Origin of the sequence: Helicobacter sp. 11S03491-1, assembly GCF_002272835.1 — a bacterium.
In the GTDB taxonomy this organism is placed as follows: Bacteria; Campylobacterota; Campylobacteria; order Campylobacterales; family Helicobacteraceae; genus Helicobacter_J.
This window is the reverse complement of sequence record NZ_MLAO01000003.1, coordinates 155,361-180,433: the sequence shown is the minus strand read 5'-3', so window position 1 is coordinate 180,433 and position 25,073 is coordinate 155,361. Positions and strand designations below refer to the sequence as shown.

At 33.9% G+C, this 25,073-nt stretch carries 20 protein-coding genes; 10 read left to right on the top strand and 10 right to left on the bottom strand.

The annotated features are described in order from the left end of the window. The first annotated feature begins 34 nt into the window (after positions 1-34). Complete coding sequence (locus BKH45_RS03065; protein WP_095274003.1) at positions 35-2,059, top strand: hypothetical protein; 2,025 nt, start codon at positions 35-37, stop codon at positions 2,057-2,059. A gap of 5 nt (positions 2,060-2,064) precedes the next feature. Here BKH45_RS03065 and BKH45_RS03060 read toward each other — a convergent pair whose 3' ends face one another. The 7 genes from BKH45_RS03060 to moaA all read right to left on the bottom strand — a co-directional run bounded on the left by BKH45_RS03060 (position 2,065) and on the right by moaA (position 11,049). Then, entirely contained in the window at positions 2,065-2,397 is a 333-nt protein-coding gene (locus tag BKH45_RS03060; protein ID WP_095274002.1) for a YnfA family protein, read from the bottom strand. Then, entirely contained in the window at positions 2,391-3,824 is a 1,434-nt protein-coding gene (gatB, locus tag BKH45_RS03055; RefSeq protein WP_095274001.1) for an Asp-tRNA(Asn)/Glu-tRNA(Gln) amidotransferase subunit GatB, read from the bottom strand. The genes BKH45_RS03060 and gatB overlap by 7 nt, the downstream gene beginning before the upstream one ends. Next, positions 3,821-5,143 carry a pitrilysin family protein gene (locus BKH45_RS03050; protein WP_095274000.1) on the bottom strand — a complete coding sequence of 441 codons (1,323 nt, stop codon included), beginning with the start codon at positions 5,141-5,143 and terminating at the stop codon, positions 3,821-3,823. The genes gatB and BKH45_RS03050 overlap by 4 nt, the downstream gene beginning before the upstream one ends. Continuing rightward, positions 5,144-6,190, bottom strand: a complete 1,047-nt coding sequence (locus BKH45_RS03045; protein ID WP_095273999.1) for a dehypoxanthine futalosine cyclase — start codon at positions 6,188-6,190, stop codon at positions 5,144-5,146. It abuts the gene before it with no gap. Between the two features lie 10 nt (positions 6,191-6,200). After that, on the bottom strand, positions 6,201-8,582 hold the full coding sequence (gene bamA, locus BKH45_RS03040; protein ID WP_257874489.1) for an outer membrane protein assembly factor BamA: 2,382 nt from the start codon (positions 8,580-8,582) through the stop codon (positions 6,201-6,203). 347 nt (positions 8,583-8,929) lie between these two features. Next, a complete protein-coding gene (mqnE, locus tag BKH45_RS03035) occupies positions 8,930-10,012 on the bottom strand; it encodes an aminofutalosine synthase MqnE (protein ID WP_095273998.1) in 1,083 nt (360 codons plus the stop codon). A 65-nt stretch (positions 10,013-10,077) separates the two neighbouring features. Further along, positions 10,078-11,049: a GTP 3',8-cyclase MoaA gene (gene moaA / locus BKH45_RS03030; protein ID WP_095273997.1), complete on the bottom strand. Its 972-nt coding sequence runs from the start codon at positions 11,047-11,049 to the stop codon at positions 10,078-10,080. A gap of 106 nt (positions 11,050-11,155) precedes the next feature. On the opposite strand from moaA, the gene mobA reads away from it, so the two are divergent. The 4 genes from mobA to BKH45_RS03010 all read left to right on the top strand — a co-directional run bounded on the left by mobA (position 11,156) and on the right by BKH45_RS03010 (position 14,756). Beyond that, on the top strand, positions 11,156-11,743 hold the full coding sequence (mobA, locus tag BKH45_RS03025; RefSeq protein WP_180675601.1) for a molybdenum cofactor guanylyltransferase MobA: 588 nt from the start codon (positions 11,156-11,158) through the stop codon (positions 11,741-11,743). After that, positions 11,736-12,803: a flagellar biosynthesis protein FlhB gene (gene flhB, locus BKH45_RS03020; RefSeq protein ID WP_095273995.1), complete on the top strand. Its 1,068-nt coding sequence runs from the start codon at positions 11,736-11,738 to the stop codon at positions 12,801-12,803. Before mobA ends, flhB begins: the two co-directional genes overlap by 8 nt. A gap of 71 nt (positions 12,804-12,874) precedes the next feature. Next, complete coding sequence (locus tag BKH45_RS03015; protein WP_095273994.1) at positions 12,875-13,996, top strand: N-6 DNA methylase; 1,122 nt, start codon at positions 12,875-12,877, stop codon at positions 13,994-13,996. Then, positions 13,986-14,756, top strand: coding sequence for a R.Pab1 family restriction endonuclease (locus tag BKH45_RS03010; RefSeq protein WP_095273993.1), 771 nt, complete (start codon positions 13,986-13,988; stop codon positions 14,754-14,756). The genes BKH45_RS03015 and BKH45_RS03010 overlap by 11 nt, the downstream gene beginning before the upstream one ends. Before the next feature lie 24 nt (positions 14,757-14,780). Here BKH45_RS03010 and BKH45_RS03005 read toward each other — a convergent pair whose 3' ends face one another. Then, complete coding sequence (locus BKH45_RS03005) at positions 14,781-15,707, bottom strand: alpha/beta fold hydrolase (RefSeq protein ID WP_095273992.1); 927 nt, start codon at positions 15,705-15,707, stop codon at positions 14,781-14,783. A gap of 67 nt (positions 15,708-15,774) precedes the next feature. Here BKH45_RS03005 and BKH45_RS03000 point away from each other — a divergent pair, with 67 nt between their 5' ends. Continuing rightward, positions 15,775-16,665 (top strand): fumarylacetoacetate hydrolase family protein, encoded by an 891-nt coding sequence (locus BKH45_RS03000; RefSeq protein ID WP_095273991.1) that lies wholly within the window; start codon positions 15,775-15,777, stop codon positions 16,663-16,665. Between the two features lie 208 nt (positions 16,666-16,873). Here the strand turns inward: BKH45_RS03000 and BKH45_RS02995 are convergent, their stop codons facing one another. Further along, positions 16,874-18,157 (bottom strand): aminotransferase class I/II-fold pyridoxal phosphate-dependent enzyme, encoded by a 1,284-nt coding sequence (locus BKH45_RS02995; protein WP_095273990.1) that lies wholly within the window; start codon positions 18,155-18,157, stop codon positions 16,874-16,876. 264 nt (positions 18,158-18,421) lie between these two features. On the opposite strand from BKH45_RS02995, the gene BKH45_RS02990 reads away from it, so the two are divergent. From BKH45_RS02990 to BKH45_RS02980, 3 genes are read left to right on the top strand one after another with little or no spacing between them, the layout of a single operon-like run. After that, positions 18,422-19,222 (top strand): site-specific DNA-methyltransferase, encoded by an 801-nt coding sequence (locus BKH45_RS02990; RefSeq protein ID WP_095273989.1) that lies wholly within the window; start codon positions 18,422-18,424, stop codon positions 19,220-19,222. Beyond that, positions 19,216-20,055: a DNA adenine methylase gene (locus BKH45_RS02985; RefSeq protein ID WP_095273988.1), complete on the top strand. Its 840-nt coding sequence runs from the start codon at positions 19,216-19,218 to the stop codon at positions 20,053-20,055. The genes BKH45_RS02990 and BKH45_RS02985 overlap by 7 nt, the downstream gene beginning before the upstream one ends. A 7-nt stretch (positions 20,056-20,062) precedes the next feature. Beyond that, complete coding sequence (locus BKH45_RS02980) at positions 20,063-20,971, top strand: type II restriction endonuclease (RefSeq protein WP_095273987.1); 909 nt, start codon at positions 20,063-20,065, stop codon at positions 20,969-20,971. A gap of 171 nt (positions 20,972-21,142) precedes the next feature. Here BKH45_RS02980 and BKH45_RS02975 read toward each other — a convergent pair whose 3' ends face one another. Beyond that, positions 21,143-23,887 (bottom strand): phosphoenolpyruvate carboxylase, encoded by a 2,745-nt coding sequence (locus tag BKH45_RS02975; RefSeq protein ID WP_095273986.1) that lies wholly within the window; start codon positions 23,885-23,887, stop codon positions 21,143-21,145. A 154-nt stretch (positions 23,888-24,041) separates the two neighbouring features. Between BKH45_RS02975 and ilvC the strand changes: the two genes are divergently transcribed. Further along, positions 24,042-25,067, top strand: coding sequence for a ketol-acid reductoisomerase (gene ilvC / locus BKH45_RS02970; RefSeq protein ID WP_095273985.1), 1,026 nt, complete (start codon positions 24,042-24,044; stop codon positions 25,065-25,067). The last annotated feature ends 6 nt before the right edge of the window (positions 25,068-25,073 follow it).

Here is a 25,073-nt window from a genome sequence, read left to right as displayed (position 1 = left end):
ATAAGTAAAAATATTTTACTTAAAGGAGAAGAAGGTGAAAAAAATTATGCTTTGGTTATTGGGGATTCTTGCCATCATCTTCATAGTTGCTTATATAGTTTTATTTACGCAATGGGGCAATTATCTTTTGAAGCCTCTTGTGCAAACACAACTTAATAAATATTTGCCATTTTATGTGCAATTGCAAGATTTTTCCTTGCGTCCCACTAGCCTAAATGCTTCTTTTGAAACAAAAAATAATATTCAAGCCTACCTTCAATCAAACTTTTCACTTTTTTCTCAAAATATCAAAGGCGCTTTTAATATCAAAACTCCAAATTTATCCTCCTCAGAACAAATAAAACAAACAGCCTCGATCAATTCCACCTTTGAAGGAAAAATTCAAGATTTTCTTATCCATACATCAAGTAATATAGGGCAATCCCAAACTCATATACAAACTAGAATAAAAAAATTCAATGTAAATGCAATACAAGCTGAAATTAAAGATTTGCACATTCAAGAAATCTTAATGATTTTAGGAAAAAAACCCTATATTAATGGTATTCTAAAACTACATGCAAATTTCAAAGCCAATCAAATCAATGGTTTTGATGGAGATTTTTCTACACAAATTACTCAAGGGTATCTCAACCAATCCCTGATACAAAAAGATTTTAAAACAACTATCCCCAAAACAAATTTTTTGCTTGATTTGCAAGCTCATCTCAAAGATAAAATAGTCAAAAACTATTTTAGCCTTACTTCCAACATAGGCAACATCGCTACTAATGGAACTTTAGAAATCCCTACATGGAAAATAAACAACCAATACCGGTTTAAATTTTCAGATATATCGCCTTTGGGCATTTTGTTCAAAATACCCATTAGAGGAGAGGTTGCAACAAATGGCCTTATACAAGGAGATAAAAATTTACTCATCATTCATGGCAATAGCGATATTGCTAATTCTACAAGTGAATACAGTATCAATTTAGAAAATTTTCATCTTCAAAAAATTGATTTTGATATCAAAAATATTGCAACCACTAAATTTTTGTGGATGCTTTACCAACCCCCATACATAGATGGAAATGGAAATTTTAAGGGTGAAGCATATGATTTTAATAAAGATTTTTCATTCAATGCCTTAGGCGATCTTAAAGCCAAAACAAACCAAATTTCTATCAAAAATGATTTCAACATTAACATACCAAATACCATTTTTGATACTCGAATAAATTTAGCCTTGCAAAAAGGTATTGGGAAGATTAATTTTGAACTTCACTCTCCTCTGGGAAAAATAGCTATTAAAAAAGCAAATTTGGATATCTATAAACCTCTTTTAGATGGAAATTATGCAATCTCTATCCCTGAATTAAAAAAACTTAAACTCATTACAAACATGCAACTTAAAGGAGTGCTTAATTTAGAGGGTGATTTTAAATACTATCCCAATCATTTTTTTGCTAATTTCGTTTCTTCGTCTTTGGGAGGGAATATTAAAGGCAATATCAACCAACAAAAATTACATATTGATTTTGATCAAATCAGTGCCTATAAAATTCTTGATCTTTTTGAAATTACCGGCGTTTTTGATGCTCTTGTAGATGGAAACCTGGATTATGATCTCTTTATAGAAAAAGGGAAGATTTCTGCATTCCTTAAAAATAGCAAAATTATGCCCAATAAACTCACAGACACTATTAAGAAATATAGTGGATTTGACTTGAGTAAGCAGGTTTTTGATACAGCTACATTTTCTTCTGAAATAGACCAAAAAACACTTGATTCAAAATTCAATCTTCAAAATCGTTCCATCAATATAGATTCACAATACATGAAAGTTAATTTATCAAAACATGAAATCAACTCAAAGATGAAACTATCTCTCAATAAAGATTATATTTATTTGATTCTAAATGGGGATTTGAATACGCCCAAAATTGTAATTGATGCAAGCAATCTTATCCAAAAACAAATAGGAAAAAATGCAAGTGATCTCATTAAAAAATATGCCCCTCCAAAAGACCAAGAAAAAATAAAAAATCTTCTGGATGGATTCATAAAAGGGTTATAAGATTTTTATGTATGACGTGGGGCATACATAATCACACATACTCCAAATAAAGTAATTATAGCACCAATCACATCGTATCTATCAGGCTTAAAACCATCAAAAATATAAGCCCATAGCAATGAAAATACAATGAAAAATCCTCCATAAGTTGCATAAACCCTACCAAATCCTTGAACCTGAAGGGTTGCTATCACACCATAAATAAACAGACAAATGCCCCCAACAACCCCTATCCAAATTGGTTTATCTTCTTTAAACCATAACCATACCAAATATCCCCCTCCAACCTCAAAAATACAAGCAAACAAGAAAAATATAATTGATTTGGCAACTAACATAAACCTAATTTTTCTTTTAGAAGTTCATTGACGCGATTTGGATTAGCTCCTTTTGAAGCCTTCATCACTTGCCCTACAAAAAATCCAAATAATTTATCCTTGCCATTTCTATATTCATTCACCTTATGAGCATTGGCATTCAAAACACTTTGAATAGTTTTTAAAATAGCTTCATCATCATTGACTTGAGTTAAACCAAGCGAATCAATAAGGGCATCAACATCACCTCCTTTTTGTTCTACAAGGACATCAAGAATTTCTTTGCCTCCCTTACCGCTGATTTTTCCCTCATCAATACGTTTGACCAAAATACTTAAACTATGGGGTGAAACACCACAATTTTGAAGGGTATTTTCACCTTTTAATCTCCCCAATAATTCAACACTTAGCCACACAACACTTCCCTTAGGGCTCGCCCCATCTGCAATCATAGTTTCAAAATAGGTTGCTATATCCAAATCACCAACCAATACAAGAGCATCGCTTTCTTTAATGCCAAGCTCCTGAATATAACGTTCTTTTTTCTCATCAGGAAGCTCAGCGATGATTCTCCCTTCTTTGAACAATTCTTCATCAATATATACGGGCAACAAATCAGGATCCGGAAAATAACGATAATCTGCAGACTCTTCTTTGCCGCGCATAGACCTTGTAATCCCTTTTTCTGTGTCAAAAAGCCTTGTTTCTTGCCTAACTTCTTCATTATATTTGCCATCTTCCCAAGCTTCTCTTTGGCGTTGTACCTCATATTCAATAGCTTTTTGGATAAACCTGAAACTATTGAGATTCTTAATCTCTACTCTGGTATAAAGTTTGTGATCTCCTTGGGGTCGGATAGAAACATTAGCATCGCAACGAAAACTTCCTTCTTGCATATTGGCATCTGAGATACCAATAAAACGCACAATAGAATGAAGTTTTTTTAGGTAAGCAATTGCCTCATCACTACTACGCATATCCGGCTCAGAAACAATTTCAAGCAAAGGGGTGCAGGCACGATTGAGATCGACTTTAGAAATTTCTCCTTCATGAATATTTTTACCCGCATCTTCTTCCATATGAGCACGTGTAACCCCTATGATTCGTTTTTGTCCATTGACGAGAATCTCTATGCTTCCTTTGCCTACAATAGGAATTTCAAACTGAGAAATTTGATAGGCTTTTGGGAGATCGGGATAAAAATAATTTTTTCTGGCAAAAATTGAACTTTGATTGATACAAGCATGAATAGCACTACCAAATTGAATGGCTTTTTTAAGAACTTCTCTATTGAGTACAGGAAGCGCTCCGGGCAACCCCAGACAAGTAGGGCAAACATTTATATTTGGATTTTCACCAAAACTTGTAGGACAAGAGCAAAATATTTTTGTTTGTGTATTGAGCTGAACATGAACTTCAAGCCCGATAATAGTTTCAAACTTGCTCATTTTGATTCCTTTTTGGGTTTTTTAGTAACAATAGCAAAAGAAATATCTTTGATCTCAGTATGCGATTTGATATAAACATTTAACTCATCAAGAGTAAGGTTTTTGATTTGCTCTAATTGTTTCTTATCAAAATCAAGCCCCAAGCCTAAATAAAAATTATAAAATTTTGTATAAAGACGTTGAGAAAGAGTTTCGTTTCTAAGAGGCTCAGAACCCAAAAGAAAATCTTTAGCCCCATCAAGCTCAGCTTGACTAACACCTTTTTGCACAAAATCATCAACTACTTTTTTGACTAATTCTATGCTTTCTTTTTGATTTTCCAATTGCGTTTGTAGATAGCCACTCGTATAACCGGCAATATTGTTGGTAATAATTCTCATATAAGCAGAATATGCCAAACCTCTTTTGACCCTAATCTCTTCCATTAATCTGGAACCAAATCCACTTGAGCCCAATATAAAAGCCATTACTTTTGCCTTATAAATATCTGTTTGAAGGTTATGGATTTTAAAAGGAGAACCAAAATAAATATAAGCTTGTTGGGTATCTTTATAAACAACTTTTTCTTGTGGCTTAAAGTTAGCTTCATAATGATGTGTTTGAGATTTTATTCCTACACGCAAGCGAGATAGAATAGATTTTAGCGAAGCAAGCGTCTTATCTATGTTCATGTCTCCACCCATTACAATTACAAGCCTTGAGAGAACAAGATTTTGTTCTAAATATTTTTTAACATCTGTAAGCTTGATATTTTGTATGCTTTGAATACTCCCCAATGCCGGTTGAGCAAGAGGAGTATTTTTGAAAAGCAAAGCCTTAAGAGCGATGTCTGCAATATAATCAAAATCATTTTCTTTATTGAGAAGGTTTGATGTTGTTTTGGTCCGGACTTTTTTTAAAGCCTTATCAGTAATATTAGGGGATTTGAGAAGATCATCTAAGAATTTAAGGGCATTATCTTGTTCTTCTTTGAGATAATTCAGTTCAATATCAAGAGTTTCAAGTCCCGAATTAGCGCTGATACTAATGGCTTTTTGCTCAAGAAGCTCTGAAAATTTTGTCGCGCCGAGTTCTTTGGTGCCTTCATTAAGCAAACTTGAAGCAATTCTGGAGAGTCCTTCTTTATCTCCATCATGAATACTCCCCCCACCTATAAAGACAAGTTGAACAAAACTTGTTGGCAAAAGGTTGGATTCTTCATAAATCACAGGGATCTTGACACCATTAATTTCATAGAATTTCATAGACTCTTTTGGGGTATTAGCACTCATCATTTGCACTCCTAGAAATAATAATAACACGATAATCAAATTTTTCATTTAATACCTCTTAAGAATTTCATAAGCTGTATTTCTTTTGGCCGGGTATTCGCCAATATCTTTAATAAGCCTGATCATTTCTTCTTCATTCATTGAATGGCTTGCTCCTGCTGCTGAAACAACATTTTCTTCCATCATCGTACTCCCTAAGTCATTAGCCCCAAAAAGCAATGCAAGCTGCCCGATATGCGAACCTTGCGTTACCCAAGAACTTTGAATATTAGCAACATTATCCAAATAAAGCCTGCTGCAAGCCAAAAGTCTTAAATAACGATTACTGGAGGCTTTTTTAATATTGGGCATTTCTTTTTGCAAAGGTGTATTATCAGGTTGGAAACTCCATAAAATAAAAGCCCTAAACCCTCCGGTCTCATCTTGAAGTCTGCGCACTCTATCCCAATGTTCCACTACATCTTCGTCTTTATCTACACTACCAAACATCATTGTAGCTGTGCTTTTGATATCCAGTTTATGGGCTTGTCTATGGACTTCTATCCACTCATCAGAATCTAATTTTTTAGGGGCAATAATATCTCTGACGCGATCGCTTAAAATCTCTGCTCCTGCACCGGGTATAGAACTCAACCCTGCATTTTTAAGCTTTTTGAGAACTTCAGGAATACTAAGTTTAGAAACCTTGGCAATATAATTAACCTCAATAGCCGAAAATCCATGCACGGTAATATCAGGGTACTTTTGATGGATATGGGAAACCAAATCTTGATAATATTCAATTTTAAGCTTTGGATGCACCCCGCCTTGAAAGAGAATTTGCGTGCCTCCAATACTAACAAGCTCATCAATTTTTTTATCAATCTCTTCAAAACTTAAAAGATATTGCCCTTCTTCATTGAAATGTCTTTTAAACGCGCAGAATTTGCAATCTACCCAACAAATATTGGTATAATTAATATTTCTATCAACAATAAAAGTAGTGATTTTATCCGGATGGAGATTTTGCTTTACTTTGCTTGCCATTTCACCCAAATCTTTGAGTGAGGCATTTTTCATCAAATCAAGTATTTCATCATTGGATACTCGTTTCATTTTTCATCCTTTAAAATCTTGTTCCCATTGTGAATTCAAAGTTTGAAGTATAATCTCCGGGTTTTTTATTAAAAACGTGAATAGGAAATACAAGAACGATAGGACCCATAGGTGATACCCATTCCAAAGCAAGCCCTGTAGCTGCCTTCCATTCCAGACGCTCTATTCCCGATCCGGGCACGCCATAATCTTTAAACTCTGCAATTCCTGGAGTATAGCCTTTATAAGTTAAAAACCCGTAATCAAAGTAGGCTGAAATTCTCATTTTCGCCGCTTCTAAGAGCCCGTAACTAAGCTCAACAGAATTAGTAAAAAGCCCATCTCCCCCAACCCACAAACCATAGTTGTCACGAGGAGATATAGAACCGCTTTGATACCCTCTAATAGTGGTTACCCCACCCATATAAAAAGTATTATTAATGGCTAAAAAATCATTCGTGTTATAACGGAAAATATAACCTCCTTGTGCTTTGTATCTGGCAATCAAGTCGATCCCTATAAGTTTTTTGAGATGATAATAAGCAGCAAATTTCGCATAAAGTTTTGCATTTTTGACATTTCCTCCAATGCCGTTAAATTGTGCGTAAGCCGAAGCAATAATGCCATTTTTGGGAAAATAATAATCATCAGTATTGTCAAAACTAATACTTGGTGTAATAGAGCTTGCAATCGGAATATGATAATCTTTATTCCAAATACCCCTGGCAAAACCTGTTGAAGATGTTCCTACTATTTGTTTATTTGAGGCATAGTAACGTTCATAAAGCGGAGAGGAAAAATTGAAAGTTTTGGTAATGTTAATATCATAGCCTAAGCTTACTCGAAGCGTATTGGTGAGTAGTCTCCCTGCAGTGATGCCAAACCCTCCTGATTGCTCTACGTATTGATAATTTACATAATAGTTTGCATAAAGATTTGCTGATGAGCTATAACGGCTATCAAATATTCTGGGATTGCTAAGAGAAATATTCCCGGAAAACTGCTGCCCGCTATTTCTGATGCCATTATAGCTTTGTCCTGTTCCTGTAGAGATATTTGCATAAATACTCCCGCTTTGACCCGTGCCAAATAAATTTCTCTCACTCACAGATCCATTAATCATCAACCCTCCATAACTCCCATATCCAAGTCCAAACTGAAGCTGTCCTGTCCTCCCTTCTTGCACACTTACCAGTAAGTCCATTGAATCAGCACTTACACGCCTTTCTTCAATTTTGACATTATCAAAAAATCCCAATCTTCTTAGGGCATTTTCAGATCTATTAACCTTGCTAAGACTATATTGATCTCCGGGAGCAAGCAAAATTTCACGTCTGACAATCCTATCACTTGTGCGGGTATTACCTGAAATAAGCACATCATTAATATAAACTTTTTGCCCTACTTGGATATGATAAATAACTTTAACTTTTCCGCTTGTCTCATTTTTATCAAGATCAGGCTTAATGACAGCAAAAGCATAACCCTTATCAGCAATTTCTCTTTTGAGTATCTGGATATCTGTGCGTAAATTTTCAATATTAAAAATCTCATTTTTTTTGACTTTGATTACTTTGAGAAGTTTAGAAATAGGCACTACCTCATCATCAATATTAATTTCTATGCCGGAGACAGTATATTGAGTGCCCTCAATAATTTTGTAATAAAGGTCTGCTGTATAAGTAGAAAAATTCGCATTCAAAAAAGGTGAGGAAACATTTGCATCTAAAAAACCATGTCTCATATAAACATCTTGAATTCTCAAGCTATCATATTCGAGATCATTTAAGTGTAATTTCCCATCATTGAGCCCCCACATCCAACCCATAAAATCACGCCCCTTATTGGCGCTTAAAGATTCTACTTCGCTAACTTTGAGTTTTTTTCTTCCATCATAGATAGCTTTTTTGATAATAATATTATCCCCACGATTGACATTTAGCGTAATAGCGTAAGCCCCGTCTGAACTTACAGGGACAATATTTGTTTCAATCACAGTTCCATAATACCCCTGATACTCTAAAATAGTTTTTAAGACATTCTTAGCTTTTTCCAGCTTTTGTTCATCAAATGTATCGCCTTTTTTAATGCCCATTTGGGTATAAAGAGTTTCTTTTTCTTGCTCAGTCCCATAACCTTTAATTTCAATACTGGCTACACGTGGCTTTTCTGTAAAATGAAAAGTAAGAATCCCCTCATCAAAAGTGGCATAAATATCTTTGAAATACCCTTGATTATAAAGAGCAAGAATTGCTTTGTCTATGGTGGCAGGATCAATTTCATCGCCTTCTTGAATGCCTGTAACTTCTCCTGCAAGCATTGGAGACATATACAAAAGCCCCTCATATTGGATTGAGTTAATTTTTTGGGCTTGAAGAAATGATATTCCTAGAAATAAGAATAAAAATAAAATGAATAATTTTTTATTAAGATGCAATGACCAATACCTTGAAATGTTATATACTTTTATAAAATACCGGCTATTATACTTGATTTGGCTTAAAATAAGATATTTTAGAAAATTTTATTTGGTTAATAACAAAATCAGGCATTCCACTTGGTTTTGATTGCTTAAATATTTAAAACTATTGAAATATTTTTACTTTATCTCTTTGTGTGTATTTTTCACACAACTCCCTTTTTTGAGATAAAAAACACTGCTCATCATTTCCTATCTCAAGGCTATTAGAAATTTCATACACTTTATAGAAAAACTTCTCATAAGCTACAATAAAGTTGCCTGATTTTCTAAAATTTTAGTTACCACTCTTGAAGTTCATTATAAAGACTATCTCTCTCAATAGCCCTAAACCCTGCATTTTTAATTTGAGCAATCATTTCATCTCTACCCATTCCGGACTTGCTTTTTGCTCCTCCGGCAGATTGAATAGATTCAGCCTCAATAGTCCCGTCCATATCATCTGCCCCAAACTCTTGGGCTACCAAGGCAAGATTCATGCTTAATGTTGCCCAATAAGCTTTGATATGAGGGACATTATCTAAAATAATTCTGGCAATACTGATAGTTTTTAAAATTTCTTGCCCACTAGGAAACTCTTCTACCTTGAGATAATTATTTTGTCTTTGATAAAGTAAAGGTATAAAAGCATTGAAACCTCCTTTTTTAGATTCAACAATATTGAGATCTTGTTGCGCATTTTTGATACGCAACATATGATCTATTCGGTTTTGACGATTTTCAATATGCCCAAAAAGCATTGTGCAATTACTCATTTTTCCTAAAGAATGCCAATATTTATGAATCTCTATCCATCTTTGTGAGCTAACCTTGCCATTACAAACATGTTTCCTCACTTTTTCATCAAAAATCTCTGCTCCTCCTCCGGGCATTGAATCTACGCCTGCTTTTGCAATATCTTCAAGAACTTTTTGATAACCAATCCCAAACTTTCTATCCAAATAATCTACTTCAGCTGCTGTCATTGCTTTGAGATGGATGTGAGGGAGTGCTTTTTTTACTTCTGAAAAAAGATCTAAAAACCACTGGTATGTATAGTTTGGATTATGGGCACTTACGATATGCACTTCCTTTGCACCCCTTTTATAAGAAGAAATTGCCTGAGAGAGAATTTCATCAATGCTCATTTCATAAGGGTTGGGATTTTTCCTGCTGGCTGAAAATGCGCAAAACTTACAAACATCTGCACAAATATTGCTTGGGTTGATATGTCGGTTCATATTGAAAAAAACTTTGTCATTATATTTTTTTCTTCGAACTTCATCGGCAAATTTGCCTAATGTAAAAATATCATATTCATAAAGTCTTGATAATTCTTCAACACTCAAATTATCGCCATTGATGGCTCTATCTAAAACATCCATATATACTTCCTTTTTGGATTTGAAAAATTTAAAAAAATTGTAACACAAAAATGATAAGCAAAAATTTACCCACCGGTATAATAAAATGCTCTCGCAGATATATCTTCTGCATTCATTTCTTCGTTCCAATGATTCTTTTCAGGTTTATTAAAGACAGATTGATAGAGGACTTGTTTGATTTGATTGGGGTTTTGGGAGAGAATAGCTTCTTGTGCATTAACAGCATCTTGATAATACAAACAGGGACAAATTGTGCCCTCAGATGTCAAGCGAAGACGATTACAACTTTTGCAAAAATCATCATTATGAGGTGCAATGATACCAAAGGCATAATTCTCTTGTGTCTCATAAATTTTTGCAGGACCAAAGTTTTCTTTTTCAATTTGCTTCACAGAATATTTTTGCTCTATGATTGAAAGGATTTCTTCTTCTTTAAACCCTTTGAGACCCCATTTAGCATGTGTGTTCTCCATGTATTCAATATAACGAAGCAAGATACCCTTACTTTTGGCATATTCAAGCATACTAATAATTTCATCATCATTGATGCCCTTCAAAGGAACCATATTGAGCTTAATCTTTAAACCAACCCTTTGGGCTTCATCAATCCCTGATAATATTGAATGGAGCGCATCTTTTCTTGAAATTTTTATAATTCTATCGCTTTTGAGAGAATCCAGAGAGATATTAACTCTTTGGAGTCCGGCTTGCTTGAGAGAATAAGCGTATTTTTTAAGCAAAAAAGCATTTGTAGTAAGAGCTATACAAACATGAGGGGCATAATCATAGATAGAAGCGATAAAAGTATCTAAATCTTTTCGGATAAGGGGTTCTCCGCCTGTAATACGAATTTTTTTTATCCCTTCATCAATAGCGATTTTTAAAAACGAAACAATATTCTCTAAGGGCATGTAATTTTCGTTGTCAAAAAAATCCATTGGTGTATCCGGCATACAATACTGACATCTAAAATTACACTGTTTGGTTACTGAGACACGAATATAATCGATCGTTCTTCCAAAAGTATCAACTAACATTTCAACCTACTATAAAAAAATATATAACGCTTTATTTGCTTCTAAATAAGATCTTAAACATCATAATCATACAATAAACTTACAAATAATCCTAAAAAGGGAATCAGTGTGTAAAATCAAAACCCTTAATTGCGTCATTCTAACCGGAGGAAAAAGTTCTCGAATGGGAAGCAACAAAGCTCTTCTCCCCTTCGGTAATGTGGCAAATTTACTCACTTATCAATACAACAAAATGTGTAAAATTTTCCAAAATGTTTTTATATCTTGCAAGGAAAGTTTAGATTTTGATTTAAAAAGCGCGTGCTTATATGAAAATAGGAATATCTTTTCTCCACTTGTTGGGATTGAAAGTTCCTTTTTACACCTCAAAGAAAAAAAAATATTTTTTATCAGTGTAGATGCTCCATTCATCAAAGCGCATACCATAGAAACTTTGTGCTCTGTACATAAAGATTATGATGTCATTTATCCCAAAACAAACCAAAAATCACACTATCTTATTGCCTTATGGGATTATAATACTTGTGATCAAATAACCCAAACACTCCAAGAAAAAGAATACAAGATAGGCAAGCTCATAGACAAACTCCACACATATTGTATTGATTTTGAAGATGAAGAAGAGTTTAACAATCTCAATACACCAAAGGATTATCAACACGCCCTGTCATATTTAAGGAAACAAAATGGCTGAAGAACAAGAAAAAACTGAAGCCCCCTCCACACATAAAATTCAAAAAGCCAGGGAAGAGGGCAATGTTGCAAAAAGTCCTGAAGTTGTAGGATTTATAGGGCTTTTGGTGGGGTTATTTGCTATTTTTATCATTTTTCCTTTTTGGCTTAAGAATTTTGAAGGAATTTATATTCAAGCACTCCAATACACAAGCATGGATTTTACAACTGAAAATATTTTTAGCCTTCTTTTAGGATTTTTAAGAAATATTTTGATGATGATTTTGCCCATATTTTTAGCATTAGTTATTGCAGGAATACTAGGGAATATTGCGCAATTTGGATTCTTGTTGAGCACAAAAGTCCTTACCCCCAAATTAAACAAAATCAACCCAATCAATGGAGTAAAAAATCTTTTCTCACTCAAAAAAATTTTAGATGGAGCGATGATTACCTTAAAGGTTTTTATTGCTTTTATGGTAGGGTTTTTTATCTTTGGAGGTTTTTTAGGAGAACTCGAACATATCGCTCTATTTAGCGTATTTGATCAGATGCTTTGGTTTCGCAATAAAGCGCTTCTTCTCATCAGTGTTTTATTGATATTATTTTTTGTGATGGCTATGGCTGATTTTATTATCAAAAAACGCCAATACACCAAATCACTTCGCATGAGCAAACAAGAGCTTAAAGATGAATACAAACAGCAAGAAGGAAATCCTGAAATACGCGCCAAAATCCGTCAAATGATGCTTAAAAACTCAATGAGTAAAATGATGAGTGCTATCCCTAATGCCAATGTTGTTGTTACCAACCCCACTCATTATGCTGTTGCTTTACGTTTTGGAGAAAATGATCCCGCTCCGGTTGTTGTTGCAAAAGGTATTGATCATCTGGCTATCACGATTAAAGGAATCGCAAGAGAACATGATATTGAAATTGTAGAAAATCCAAAACTTGCCAGAGAACTCTATAAAGAGGTCGATATTGATGAGCCTATCCCCAGAGTGTTGTTTGAAGCTGTGGCAATTGTATTTGCACAAGTGGCCAAAATACAACAAGAAAAAGGCAAGAAATTTTTATAAATCTTGAAAATAAAGCCGGTATGCACTCAAAATCCTGTAAAATAAACACCAAAATATTCTAGAGAAAATAAATGACATTTCAATCGCACTTAAATCAAGAACAAGCTGTTAATTTAGGGAGTTTTTACACCCCTTCTTATATTGTTGCAATCGTTTATGACATGCTTTTTAAACAAATATCTCACCAAAAAGCTGATACAAAAGATTTTGTCCTTTTAGATAGCTCTTGTGGTTATGGCAGTTTTTTGGAAACTCCTTTAAATTTTTGCGCAAAAATTGGATCTGATATTGATGAACAAGCTATTGAAATAGCCAAAAATAATTTTAAAAATTTAAAAAATCCTCCATTATTTTTAACAACCAACTCACTCTGCAATCTCAAGAGAGAGAAATTTCATATCAAAAAATCTGACAAATTAATTATTGTAGGCAATCCCCCTTACAATGACAAAACTTCAATCATAAAAAATCATATAAAAACTCAAAAAGGCTTTATGATTGATCCTATTTTTAAACATAGAGATTTGGGGATAAGTTTTTTACTCTCATTTGCGCACTTACAAGCTGATTTTATCTGCGTTTTACATCCCCTTTCATATTTGATTAAAGAATCTAATTTTAAATCCATGAAGGAATTTTATAAAAATTATACTCTTATAGATTCTCTACTCATCAGCTCAGAGGTATTTTGCCCAAACTCTTCAAGTTTTTTCCCTATTTTAATAGGGCTTTATAAAAAAAATGCCGGGGGCATGGATTATGATTACATCAAAAATTACACCTTCAAAACAATACAAAATAAGTCCTTTAGGCTGAGTGATTTTGATTTTATTGCTAAATATATTGATAAATACCCCAATAAAAAAAGAATTTTATTATCACAGAAAGTAGCAATGTTCTATACGATGCGAGATATTAATGCGCTCAGACGTTCCCGGACATTCATCACCAAAGATTGTGCCAATGCAATCTATATTCCAAAATCAAAATATAGCCTTTATTGTTTTGTAGATGTATTCAAACAAATCCTCAAACATGTTCCTTATTATCTGGGGAATTGTGATGTGATGATTGATTATGAGGAGTTTCTAAAATTAGAGCATGCATTCATAGAATCTTCCCAGACAAAAATTTTGGATGACAAAATCATAGATTATTTCAAGAATTTATTGAAGGGACATTATGCAAATTGATAAACTAGATGAAATAAATAAAAAGATTGCTATTGACATTCCCCTAAGCGCTCCAAGCGGAAAAATAAGAGTGAAATCCAGAAATAGTTTTTATGAATATGGGCTACCTGTTGCCACAAGACAACAAATTTTTACCCAAAAACATTATATTGAGTGGATGATTGGTTATGATGTGATTAAAAAGCAAAAAGAAAAAATAGCTCTTACAACACTACAGAATACAGAATTTATGGGATCAAATAAGGAGCTAAAATCTCTTTATGAACTGAGTGAATATTGTTATTATTTTAAAAAATGGGGTATTATTAAAAACAGTGAAATATTGAGTTTAATGGAATTTTTAAATAAGCCTACTATTAACGATTTTTTAGACTCCAATCCGGAACTTGAAATCTTAAGGACACACCCAAAGAATAAAAAAATTCTTGGGATTGATTTTTATTGTTCTGAAGTAAAATACCCTTTATTGGTGCATCCCTTTGATAAGTTTGATATTTTAGTTGAGATTATTATCAGAGAAAAACAAAGGGCTATTGGGGCACAACCTATGGTTTATGTTTGTTTTCCGGTTACAGAATTGATTGAAAAAAATAATACGCAACTTCTGGGGAGATGCGCAAAAACAAAGGAATTTGCTCATTTAATTTTGGATTTTACTCACAAAAACCTATTGTTAGGATTGTTTAAGATTTTTGGAATTTTAAGCCCTGCACACAATCATGATGTCTTAGAGATTTTGAAAATCATCAACAAAGCATAATCACACAAACATGGGTTTGGAGATCTATAAACCCTCATTTTCAAGCCATACAAGCATATCTTGAAATATTTGCATTTTGTTGGGTTCGTTAAAAACCTCATGACGAGTATCTTCATAAAGCTTGAGTGTTACATTATCATAGCCTTGAGTTTGGATATGGTGGCAGGCTTTTTGCACTCCTTTAGAGAAATTTCCACAAACATCATCTGCACCACTCAAAAACAAAATAGGGAGATAAGTATTTTGGGGTTTTTGAGGATAGGAAGAAAAAACTTTTCTCATCCCCTCAAAAAGATTTGCAAAACTATTAAATGTAAAACGAAACCGACATTTTGGATCATTTAAATAGGCTTTGATAACCTCTTCATCACTGCAAGACCAATAATGATGAGAATGGTTTGTTTTGGGCTTGAAATAAGCTTGAAATTTTGCATTGAAAGACAATAAATCCCCTATTTTTGGATATTTTTTAATCCCAAGCCTATCAAATATCCTAAAGATAAAACTACCAAACCCCAAAAACAAATTAGGCGAAGGTGTGCCTGTAAGAATAAGGGCATCAATTTTATTCTCATAAAGTTGCAAAAATCTACGTGAAAGCAATGAGCCCATACTATGCCCCAATAGCACTTGTTTATAGCCGACAAACTCTTGGGCAATCAGATTGTGAAATCTAAGCATATCCTTTGTAGCTTCTTCAAAGCCATTTTTTCCCATTTCACCCCATGTAATTTCATTGCCAATACTATCCCCATGCCCACGATGATCATTGATAAAAACAATATAACCTCTTTGAGCAAGATTCTCACATAGCCATTGATACCTTCCTCTATGCTCTATCATCCCATGTGCGATTTGTATCACTACTGCTTTATTGCGATCGGGGAGGTATTTATCATAAACAATATTTCCAAAATTACTTTTAAAGGTCAAATTTTTTATAATTTCCATTTGTCACTCATATTTTTGGATACACTTATTTGCAAAATTTATTCGAACATTATAACAAGGATTTATGATGAAAATTCTTACTTTCAAAAAAACTAAAGATTCAAAAGATGAAGTCGGTATTTTAGATTCCGGTGCTAAAAAGATTATCTCTTTAAATTCATTGGGCATAAAAGTACCTTCAATGCAAGAGCTTATTTATAAATGGGATAAAAAAACAGAAGATACGCTCTTAAAAGCAATTTACCAAAAAGAAGGAGAGTTTTTGATCGATGAAGTCATCAAACTTTCCCCTATCCCTCATCCTGCACAAGAGATTATTTGCTTGGGGATTAACTATCTCGAACATGCAAAAGAATCGGCAAAATTTAAAAAAATAGCCTTTAGCGGGAAACGTGAGGAAGCCGTATATTTTGGCAAACGCGTCAATAGCGCCACTCCCGATGGAGGCAATATTCCCCTCCACACTCAAATCACACAAAAACTTGATTATGAGGCTGAACTCGGTGTAATTATTAGCAAAGATGCATGGAATGTAAAAAAAGAAAATGCTTTTGATTATGTCTTTGGATATACAATTATCAATGATATAAGTGCAAGAGACGTGCAAATCAAACATAATCAATGGTATTTTGGCAAAAGCCTGGAAGGCTGCACTCCAATGGGACCATGGATTGCCACAAAAGATGAATTCCCTACCCCGCCCATCCTTGAAATATCCAGTTATGTCAATGGTCAGTTGCGTCAAAAAAGTTCTACAGGATTGCTGATTTTTGATATTCCCTACGTTATTGAAGAACTCAGCTCAGGGATGGTACTCAAGGCCGGAAGTATTCTGTCTATGGGAACCCCATCAGGTGTTGGGATGGGATTTGAACCTCCTAGGTTTCTCAAAAATGGAGATGTAGTAGAATGCCATATTGAAGGGATTGGTTGTTTAAAAAATACTATCAAAGAATGATAAAATTTGTTAATTTGCTCCAAACCGGCACATAAAATTAACTCATGAGCAGATGATTTGAATATTAATTACAGGGTATTTTGGCAATATTACCGGCTTAATAAAGCATAGTCTGTAAAGATGATTATAATCTCATGACACTCTATCCCTAACTTTTAAAAATCCTAAAATTAAGATTCTCAAAGTTTCAAGGGATGATGCCTATTTTTTAGAAATCCAAAGCCTTATGGAGATCATCAATGAGATCATCAACATTTTCCAAACCTACGCTTAAACGAATTGTATTAGGCAAAATACCAACTTTGTTAAGATCTGTTTGGCTAAGTTGAGAGTGTGTTGTAGAAGCCGGATGGACAATAAGCGATTTCGTATCACCAATATTGACAACAATGCTAAAAATCTTTGTTTGATCGCAAATTTCTTTAGCTTTTTGGAAATCTCCATTAATCTCAAAACTTACAAGCCCACTGCATAAGCCTTCTTTGAAATATTTTTTAGAAAGTGTGTGATAGGGATTATCAACAAGTCCGGGATAACTCACCGAATGAACATTTTGATGAGACTTTAAAAATTGTGCAATTTTATAGGCATTATGGCTATGCTCATAAATGCGTATTTTTAGAGTTTCAATTCCTTGCAATACAAGCCATGCATTAAACGGGCTCAATGTCGCGCCAATATCTCGCAAAAGTGCTGTGCGAATTCTAAGATTAAAAATAGGCAGATCAACATCGGTATAAACAAGTCCATGATAACTGGGATCCGGAGTATTAAAATGTTCATATCGGGGATTATTCTTAATAAAATCATTTAATCCATCTCTATCAATAATACCTCCTGCGATAGTGCTTCCTTGACCGCTAGCATATTTGCTAAGACTATGAACTACCACATCTACACCCCACTTTATTGGATTACAGAGTATGGGTGTGGCCACAGTATTATCACAAATTGTAATAATGCCATGCTTTTTTGCAATTTGGGTGATTTCTTCAATAGGCGCAATAGCAATTTGAGGATTACTCAAACTTTCAAAAAAGATAGCTTTGGTTTTAGAATCAATCAAAGGCTCAAGCGTGCTAATATCATCAACACAAAATACCCTTGCCTCTATTCCAAATCTTTTAATCGTATGGGCAAATAAATTTGTTGATCCCCCATAGATTTTATCCGCGACAATAATATTATCTCCTGCCCCGGCAACATTAGCAATAGAATAAAAAATTGCTGCAGAACCACTAGCGCTAACAACACCGCTAGCCCCGCCTTCTAGAGATGCAAGACGTTTTTCAAGCACTTCATTAGTTGGATTAGTCAATCTGGAATAAATATTTCCAAGCTCTTGAAGAGCAAATCTTGCCCCTGCCTGATTAGAATTATCAAACGCATAAGCAGTGCTTTGATAAATAGGAACACTCATAGTTTGTTGGGAATCCCTTACATAGCCTTCATGTATAGCCAGAGTTTCTTTTTGAAATTGTGTATTTGACATTTTAAATCCTTTAAAGTTATTTTGATATGACAACAAACAAACTCTATCTAAAAAATATTAAATACAATATGTGTTTTTATAAAAATATGAATAAAATAAATCTAATTGTTACAAAAATAAACAAACACATATCGTGTTTATTAAATATTAGACGCCAAAAAGTATTCAATCATTATCTTGTCAATGGCTATAAAATGCCTGATCATGCCCCCTGATTTACTAAAAATACATTGATGCTGCATGCTTTTTGGTTATAATTTATAAATGCAAACATATTATGAAAAAAAAGATTTAAAATTATTTTTGGGTGATTGTATAGAGACTTTGGAAAAAATAACTCCCGAAACTATAGATATGATCTTTGTTGATCCTCCTTATCATCTCTCAAATAATGGCTTTACTTGTCAAGCAGGCAAGGCTGTTTGCGTTAATAAGGGAGACTGGGATAAAAGTAGTGGCGTTCAAAAAGACTTTGATTTTCACCAAAAATGGATAGCTTGTTGTAAGAGAGTATTGAAACCCTCAGGAACCATATGGGTTTGTGGCACTTATCATTCAATCTATAGCTGTGGATTTGCCTTACAAAAATCAAATTTCAAAATTTTGAATGATATTTGTTGGTTTAAACCAAATGCATCTCCTAATTTGAGCTGTAGATACTTTACAGCCAGCCACGAGACACTTTTGTGGGCAAAAAAAGACTCTAAAAGCAAACATATCTTCAACTACGAAACGATGAAAAATGGAGAGTGGGATCATGATAAAATCAAACAACCAAACAAACAAATGCGCTCTGTATGGGCAATCAATACCCCAAAAATGAGTGAAAAAACCTTTGGAAAACACCCAACCCAAAAACCTTTGGAATTATTAAGGCGCATTATTCTTGCTTCAACCAACAAAGCGGACTTGATTCTTGATCCATTTACAGGAAGTTCAACTACAGGTATAGCAGCCTTAGAATTAGGCAGGAAATTTATTGGAATAGATGCAGAAAAGCAATACTTGGATCTTTCAATCAAAAGATTTGAGCAAGCATTTTCAAAAAAAGACAAACTATGGTAGTAGCTTTAGAACAACCAAAGATCAAAACATGCCCGATTGTTAAATGGGCCGGAGGGAAACGCCAACTTATGTTTGATTTGCTTGATAATATGCCAAAATCATACAATCGCTATTTTGAACCATTCATTGGGGGTGGAGCTCTATTTTTTGAATTGCAACCACAAAATGCCTACATCTCTGATAGGAATGAAGAATTGATCAATCTTTATAGCACTTTAAGAGAGAAAGTTTGCGAACTCATTGAAGATTTAAACAAGCATGAAAATTCTAGAGAATATTTTCTTAAAATTAGGAATATTGATAGGAGCAAAGAATATAAAAAACTTTCCAACATACAAAGAGCAAGCCGTTTTATTTACCTCAATAAAACTTGTTTTAACGGGTTGTATAGAGTAAATTCTCAAGGGCACTTTAATGTCCCTTTTGGGAATTATAAAAATCCAAAAATTATAGATACAAATAATTTAATACATTGTTCCGGTTTATTGCAAAAGACACAAATTGAGCATGCAGATTTTTCAGAAATTTTGCATAATGTCCAAAAAGGTGATTTTGTCTATTTTGATCCCCCTTATGTGCCATTAAACCAAACTTCAAATTTCACTTCATACACAATAGATGGTTTTGATAAAGACATGCAATTTAAATTAAGAGATGTTTGTGATGAGCTTGATTTAAGAGGTGCGAAGTTTATGCTTTCAAATTCAGATACAAAGCTAGTCAATGAGCTATATGCAAATTACGAAATAAAAAAAGTTTTTGCTTCCAGGGCAATTAACGCCAATGGTAGGAGTAGGGGCAAGATCGCAGAAATTTTGGTGAAGAATTATTGAGGGACAAATGAAATATTTGGAATTTTATGATCAAACATTTGGTGCTAAAACCGAGGATGAGGTTTTCAATTATTTGATCCAAAATTTAAAACCATCTGATATTTCATGGTCTTATTTTGTGAATTGGGAAAAAGTCCATAGAAATGTCAGGGAGTTTGAAATTTGTTTGAATATTCTAAATTATCTCATCGGCAAGAAAAATTTTGATGAGGAGTTTGTCAGGCTTATACAAGAAGAACCTAAAATTATCAAAATCCTGCCTGCGCTTCTAGCTAATCGCGATAGTAAATTTGATATTCTAATTGATCACAAAAACAAATTATTAAAGTATGAAGAATATGATTTTTCCATCAAACAACCAAACAAAAATGATATGAAAAAATACTTACATTTTATGGAAGAATCAGGTCTTAAAGATTTGATTTGTGAAGGCAAGATCAAGTCTTTGGTTGATTATAGCATTGGCATTGAAGTCGGATTGGACAGCAATGGCAGGAAAAATCGGAGTGGGCATTCAATGGAAAATATTGCAGAAGTTTTTATTAAAGATATTTGCCGCAAAAAAGGCTATGAGTATCTCAAAGAAGCAAATGCACAAAAAATCAAAGATAAATTTGATATTGTTGTGCCTGTTGATAAGAGTTCAAGACGCTATGATTATGTTCTCAAGACTGATAAAGAGTTGATTATTTTTGAAGTTAATTTTTACAATGGCAGTGGGTCAAAACTAAAATCAACTGCAGGAGAATACCGCAATTTATATGACATCTTAAGCCATCAATTTAAATTTATTTGGATAACCGATGGATTAGGTTGGAGAAAAACATCTCGCCCACTTTATGAAACTTTTAAACATATTGATTACGTGATTTCTTTGGCAATGTTAGAGGCAGGGATTTTAGAAGTAATAATTTAAATGTAAAACATTGGTTCTTATTGTTTAAAAAATCAATCATGAGCATACTGAGAATGTATTTTCTATCTTTGATTTTCAGATTACCTCAGTCATGCTTGATTTTGGCACAATCAAGAAGTCATTGCAAACGCTCTCAAGATTTTGATAAATCATGATAGCCAAGCTTTTTATTTAGCCCGTATTTCTCATCCCTTGTGCAATACCCACAATCGTGCTATGGATTTGTTCCATGATTCTGTTTTGTTGGGTTTCATAGTTAGAAGTATTGTATTTTTTGATAAGTTCTATCTGAAGCAGATTCAAAGCAGTAATATAAGGTTTTCTGAGCAATATGGACTCTCTTAATTTAGCCTCATTTTCAAGCAATTGTTTTTCTCCTCGCACAAGCAAAACAAACTCCATTGTCTTGTCATACTCATCTTTAATCATTTGCCAAATGCACTCGCGTATATTTTCATCTACAACAAACTTATTATAACGCTGTGCAATTGTAATATCCACTTTTAGCAATGCTTGAGAGATATTATCTATAGTGGTTTTAAAAAATTCCAAATCTTTATAACACGATTGAAGCTTGCCATAATCACCAACAGATTCTAACCCGCTCCCTACACCATACCATGCAGGGATAATGCTACGATTTTGCGTCCAAGCAAACACCCAAGGAATAGCCCTCAAATCTTCAACCCTTGAAGTATCTTTGCGCTTAGAAGGGCGAGAGCCCAGATTAAGCTGTTGGATAAAGTTAATAGGAGTAGCGAATTTAAAATATTCCATAAAACCTTTTGTTTGATAAACAAGCTTTCTATAAGCTTGACAAGAAATTTGAGAAATTTGGCGCATGATTTGCCATTGGGCAACATCAATAGAGCAAATATTTTTGCTTGTTTTGATATTGATGACATCTTCAGAACAAAAACTATCATAAGTTGATTTTCTTAATAATGCCCCTATCGTATTTGCAAGATTAAATTCTGCGCTTTTTGGATTGAGATACCTGGAGCTAATCACCTCGCCTTGTTCAGTCGTCTTAAGCACCCCACAAACACTTTTAGGAGGAGAAGCAAGCAAAGCAGATTCCAGTTTCCCCCCACCACGACTCACACTCCCGCCTCTACCATGAAATAAAATAAATTTAATCCCCAAATTCTCACCTAATTTCATTAATTCAAAAATAGCCTGATAAAGGCTATAGTTACTGGTAAAAATCCCTCCATCTTTGCTTGAATCCGAATAGCCTATCATGATTTCTTGTGTCATTTTCAAGTCTCTCAAATAATGGGCATAATGTTTATTTTGACTCAAGGTGTTGATAATATCTTTTGCTCTCTCCAAATCATCAATTGTTTCGAATAACGGGGTGATGCGAATTCTAGCTCGAATTTTTTTATCTTGATCGGTTTTTTTGCTTGGTTTCCACAAACCACTTTGTTTGGCAAACCAAAGCACACAAAGCATATCGCTTGCTTGAGTGGTCATAGAAATAATAAAAGATTTCATAATTTCTTCTGAGATATGTCTTTTTGCCCAATCAATCCGTAAAAAAGCCTCAAGAATATCTTGAGTATTTTTGCTTACTTTATCTATAATGGTATTGAGTTCAATTCTTGGTTTTTCAAGAGCAATATTGAGAATTTGAATTTTTTTCTCTTCTCTAAAAACGCCAAAATCACTATCTGATACTCCAAGCAAACAAAATACTTCACTAATAGCATTCAAAAACATATCACGGTGTTCTCTAAAATCTAGCCGCATTAAGTGAAAACCACCCAAAAGCACTAAATTTCTAAATTCTTTCAAATATTTAGAACTTAATGCATCAAGATTATCAATCAACAAATCAATATCCTCAAGCAATTCTTTGGGATGGGTATAAACGAACTCCATATTATTGGGCGTATTAACTGCAATAAGGCGATTTCTCAGTTTTTTTTCCATCAAGTAAAGTTTAGCACGAAAAGGTTCTCTGCCATAAAGTTTAAGGCTATTTGGTCCTAATTGATTTTTTTCTTCTTGAAGTGAGAGTTCTAATTCTTGATTAATGGGAGAAAAATCAGTAGAAATAGAAAGTTCCCTGCTAAGTTTTTGGATTTTTTGTAAATAGATTTTGATAATGAGTTCGTGTTGGGTTCGCATAACTCGCGTCATCAACTCATTAGTAACAAATGGGTTCCCATCTCTGTCCCCGCCAATCCAACTTCCTAATTGAATAGGAGAATTTTCAAGAGGTTTTTGTAAAATTTCTTCAATAAAATCCAAAATTTTCCGGCTGCTTTTCAAAATAGAACTTTCGACAATATAAAGAAGATTGTCAAGCTCAAAAAGCACTTCAAGTTTCTCGCTTCTAACCAAATGACTTTTCCAAAGTAATCTCAAGCGATATTTAATATGTTCTTTTGCTTCTTCTTTATGAAATTCAAAAATTTTGGAGAGATCATCACTGATTTCATGATGAGCTTCCAAAAATGTACGTCTTCGAGATTCCGTAGGGTGAGCTGTCAATACGGGATAAAATTGCATTTGTCCTAAAATTTTATTAATATCTTGTTTATCAAATCCTTCTTTAATCAACTCATCATAGGATTTTTGAATCGCAGGGAGTGTGGCTTGTTTATCAAAATAATGACGCTCTTCAATGATATTAAGCAAAATATTATAAAGCGAAAAAGCTTTGATGACTTCAAGTGTTTTATCTGATAGAGTAATATCTTGAAGAACAGTTTTTATTTTTTCTTGAGATTTGGTTTGGTTAATAAGCTCATAGCGAAGTTTCAGAAAAAATTCCATCACTTCAGGGTTGAGTTCTTCAAGCATACCAATCATCACTTGATAAATAAAATCCAATTCTTGATCAAACTGAGTTTTTCTGCCATCTTTTTGAATATTTTTGCTATCTGTTTGAGTATCATTTTGCATTTTATAACCCTTTTGTTTTCAAGTTATTTATGATTATATCACACAATCATAAGGGCTTTTTATTACAAATTGATGACCAAAATCCGGGCAACAAAGTAACTACTAAGTTTCCTTAACATATAATCGTGGAATTTATTTCAAAAAAGGACGCAACATGGCATTAAAAGTTTATTATGACAAAGATTGTAATTTGGCATTAATCCAAAAGAAAAAAGTAGCCATCATTGGATTTGGATCACAAGGGCATGCTCATGCTGAAAACCTTAGAGATAGTGGTGTAGAAGTGGTTATCGGACTCTACAAAGGAGGCAAAAGTTGGGCAAAAGCAGAAGCAAAAAAATTCAAGGTTCTTGAAGTAAGCGAAGCTACAAAATGGGCAGATGTCATTATGATACTTATTCCTGATGAACTTCAAGCTGATGTTTTTACAAGAGATATTGCTCCAAGTCTCAAAGAAGATAAAATCATTGCTTTCGGGCATGGTTTCAATATCCATTTCGGACAAATCAAAGCCCCACAAGGAGTGGGTGTCATCATGATAGCTCCAAAAGCACCCGGTCATACAGTAAGAAGCGAATTTGTAAATGGAGGGGGCATCCCCGATCTCATAGCCATAGAACAAGATAGCATCAAGGGAGATGCAAAAGAAATTGCTTTGAGTTATGCAAGCGCTATTGGTGGGGGCAGAAGTGGGATTATTGAAACAACATTCAAAGATGAAACAGAGACTGATTTATTTGGCGAACAAGCTGTTTTGTGCGGGGGAATAAGTGCTCTTGTAAAAGCCGGCTTTGAAACACTTGTGGAAGCAGGTTACCCTGAAGAAATGGCTTATTTTGAGTGTTTGCATGAGCTAAAATTAATTGTAGATTTGATTTATCAAGGAGGGTTAGCAGATATGAGGTATTCTATCTCTAATACTGCAGAATATGGCGATATGATCAGTGGTCCCAAAGTAATTGGCGAAGAATCCAGAAAGGCCATGAAAACACTTCTCAAAGATATTCAAGAAGGCAGATTTGCAAAAGATTTTATTCTGGAAAGAAAAGCAGGCTACGCACGCATGAACGCTGAACGAAAAAATTTGAGCCAACACCCTATTGAGAAAGTAGGTCAGAAATTAAGGGCAATGATGCCATGGATTGGAACAAATAAGCTTGTAGATAAAAGCAAAAATTAAGGAAAG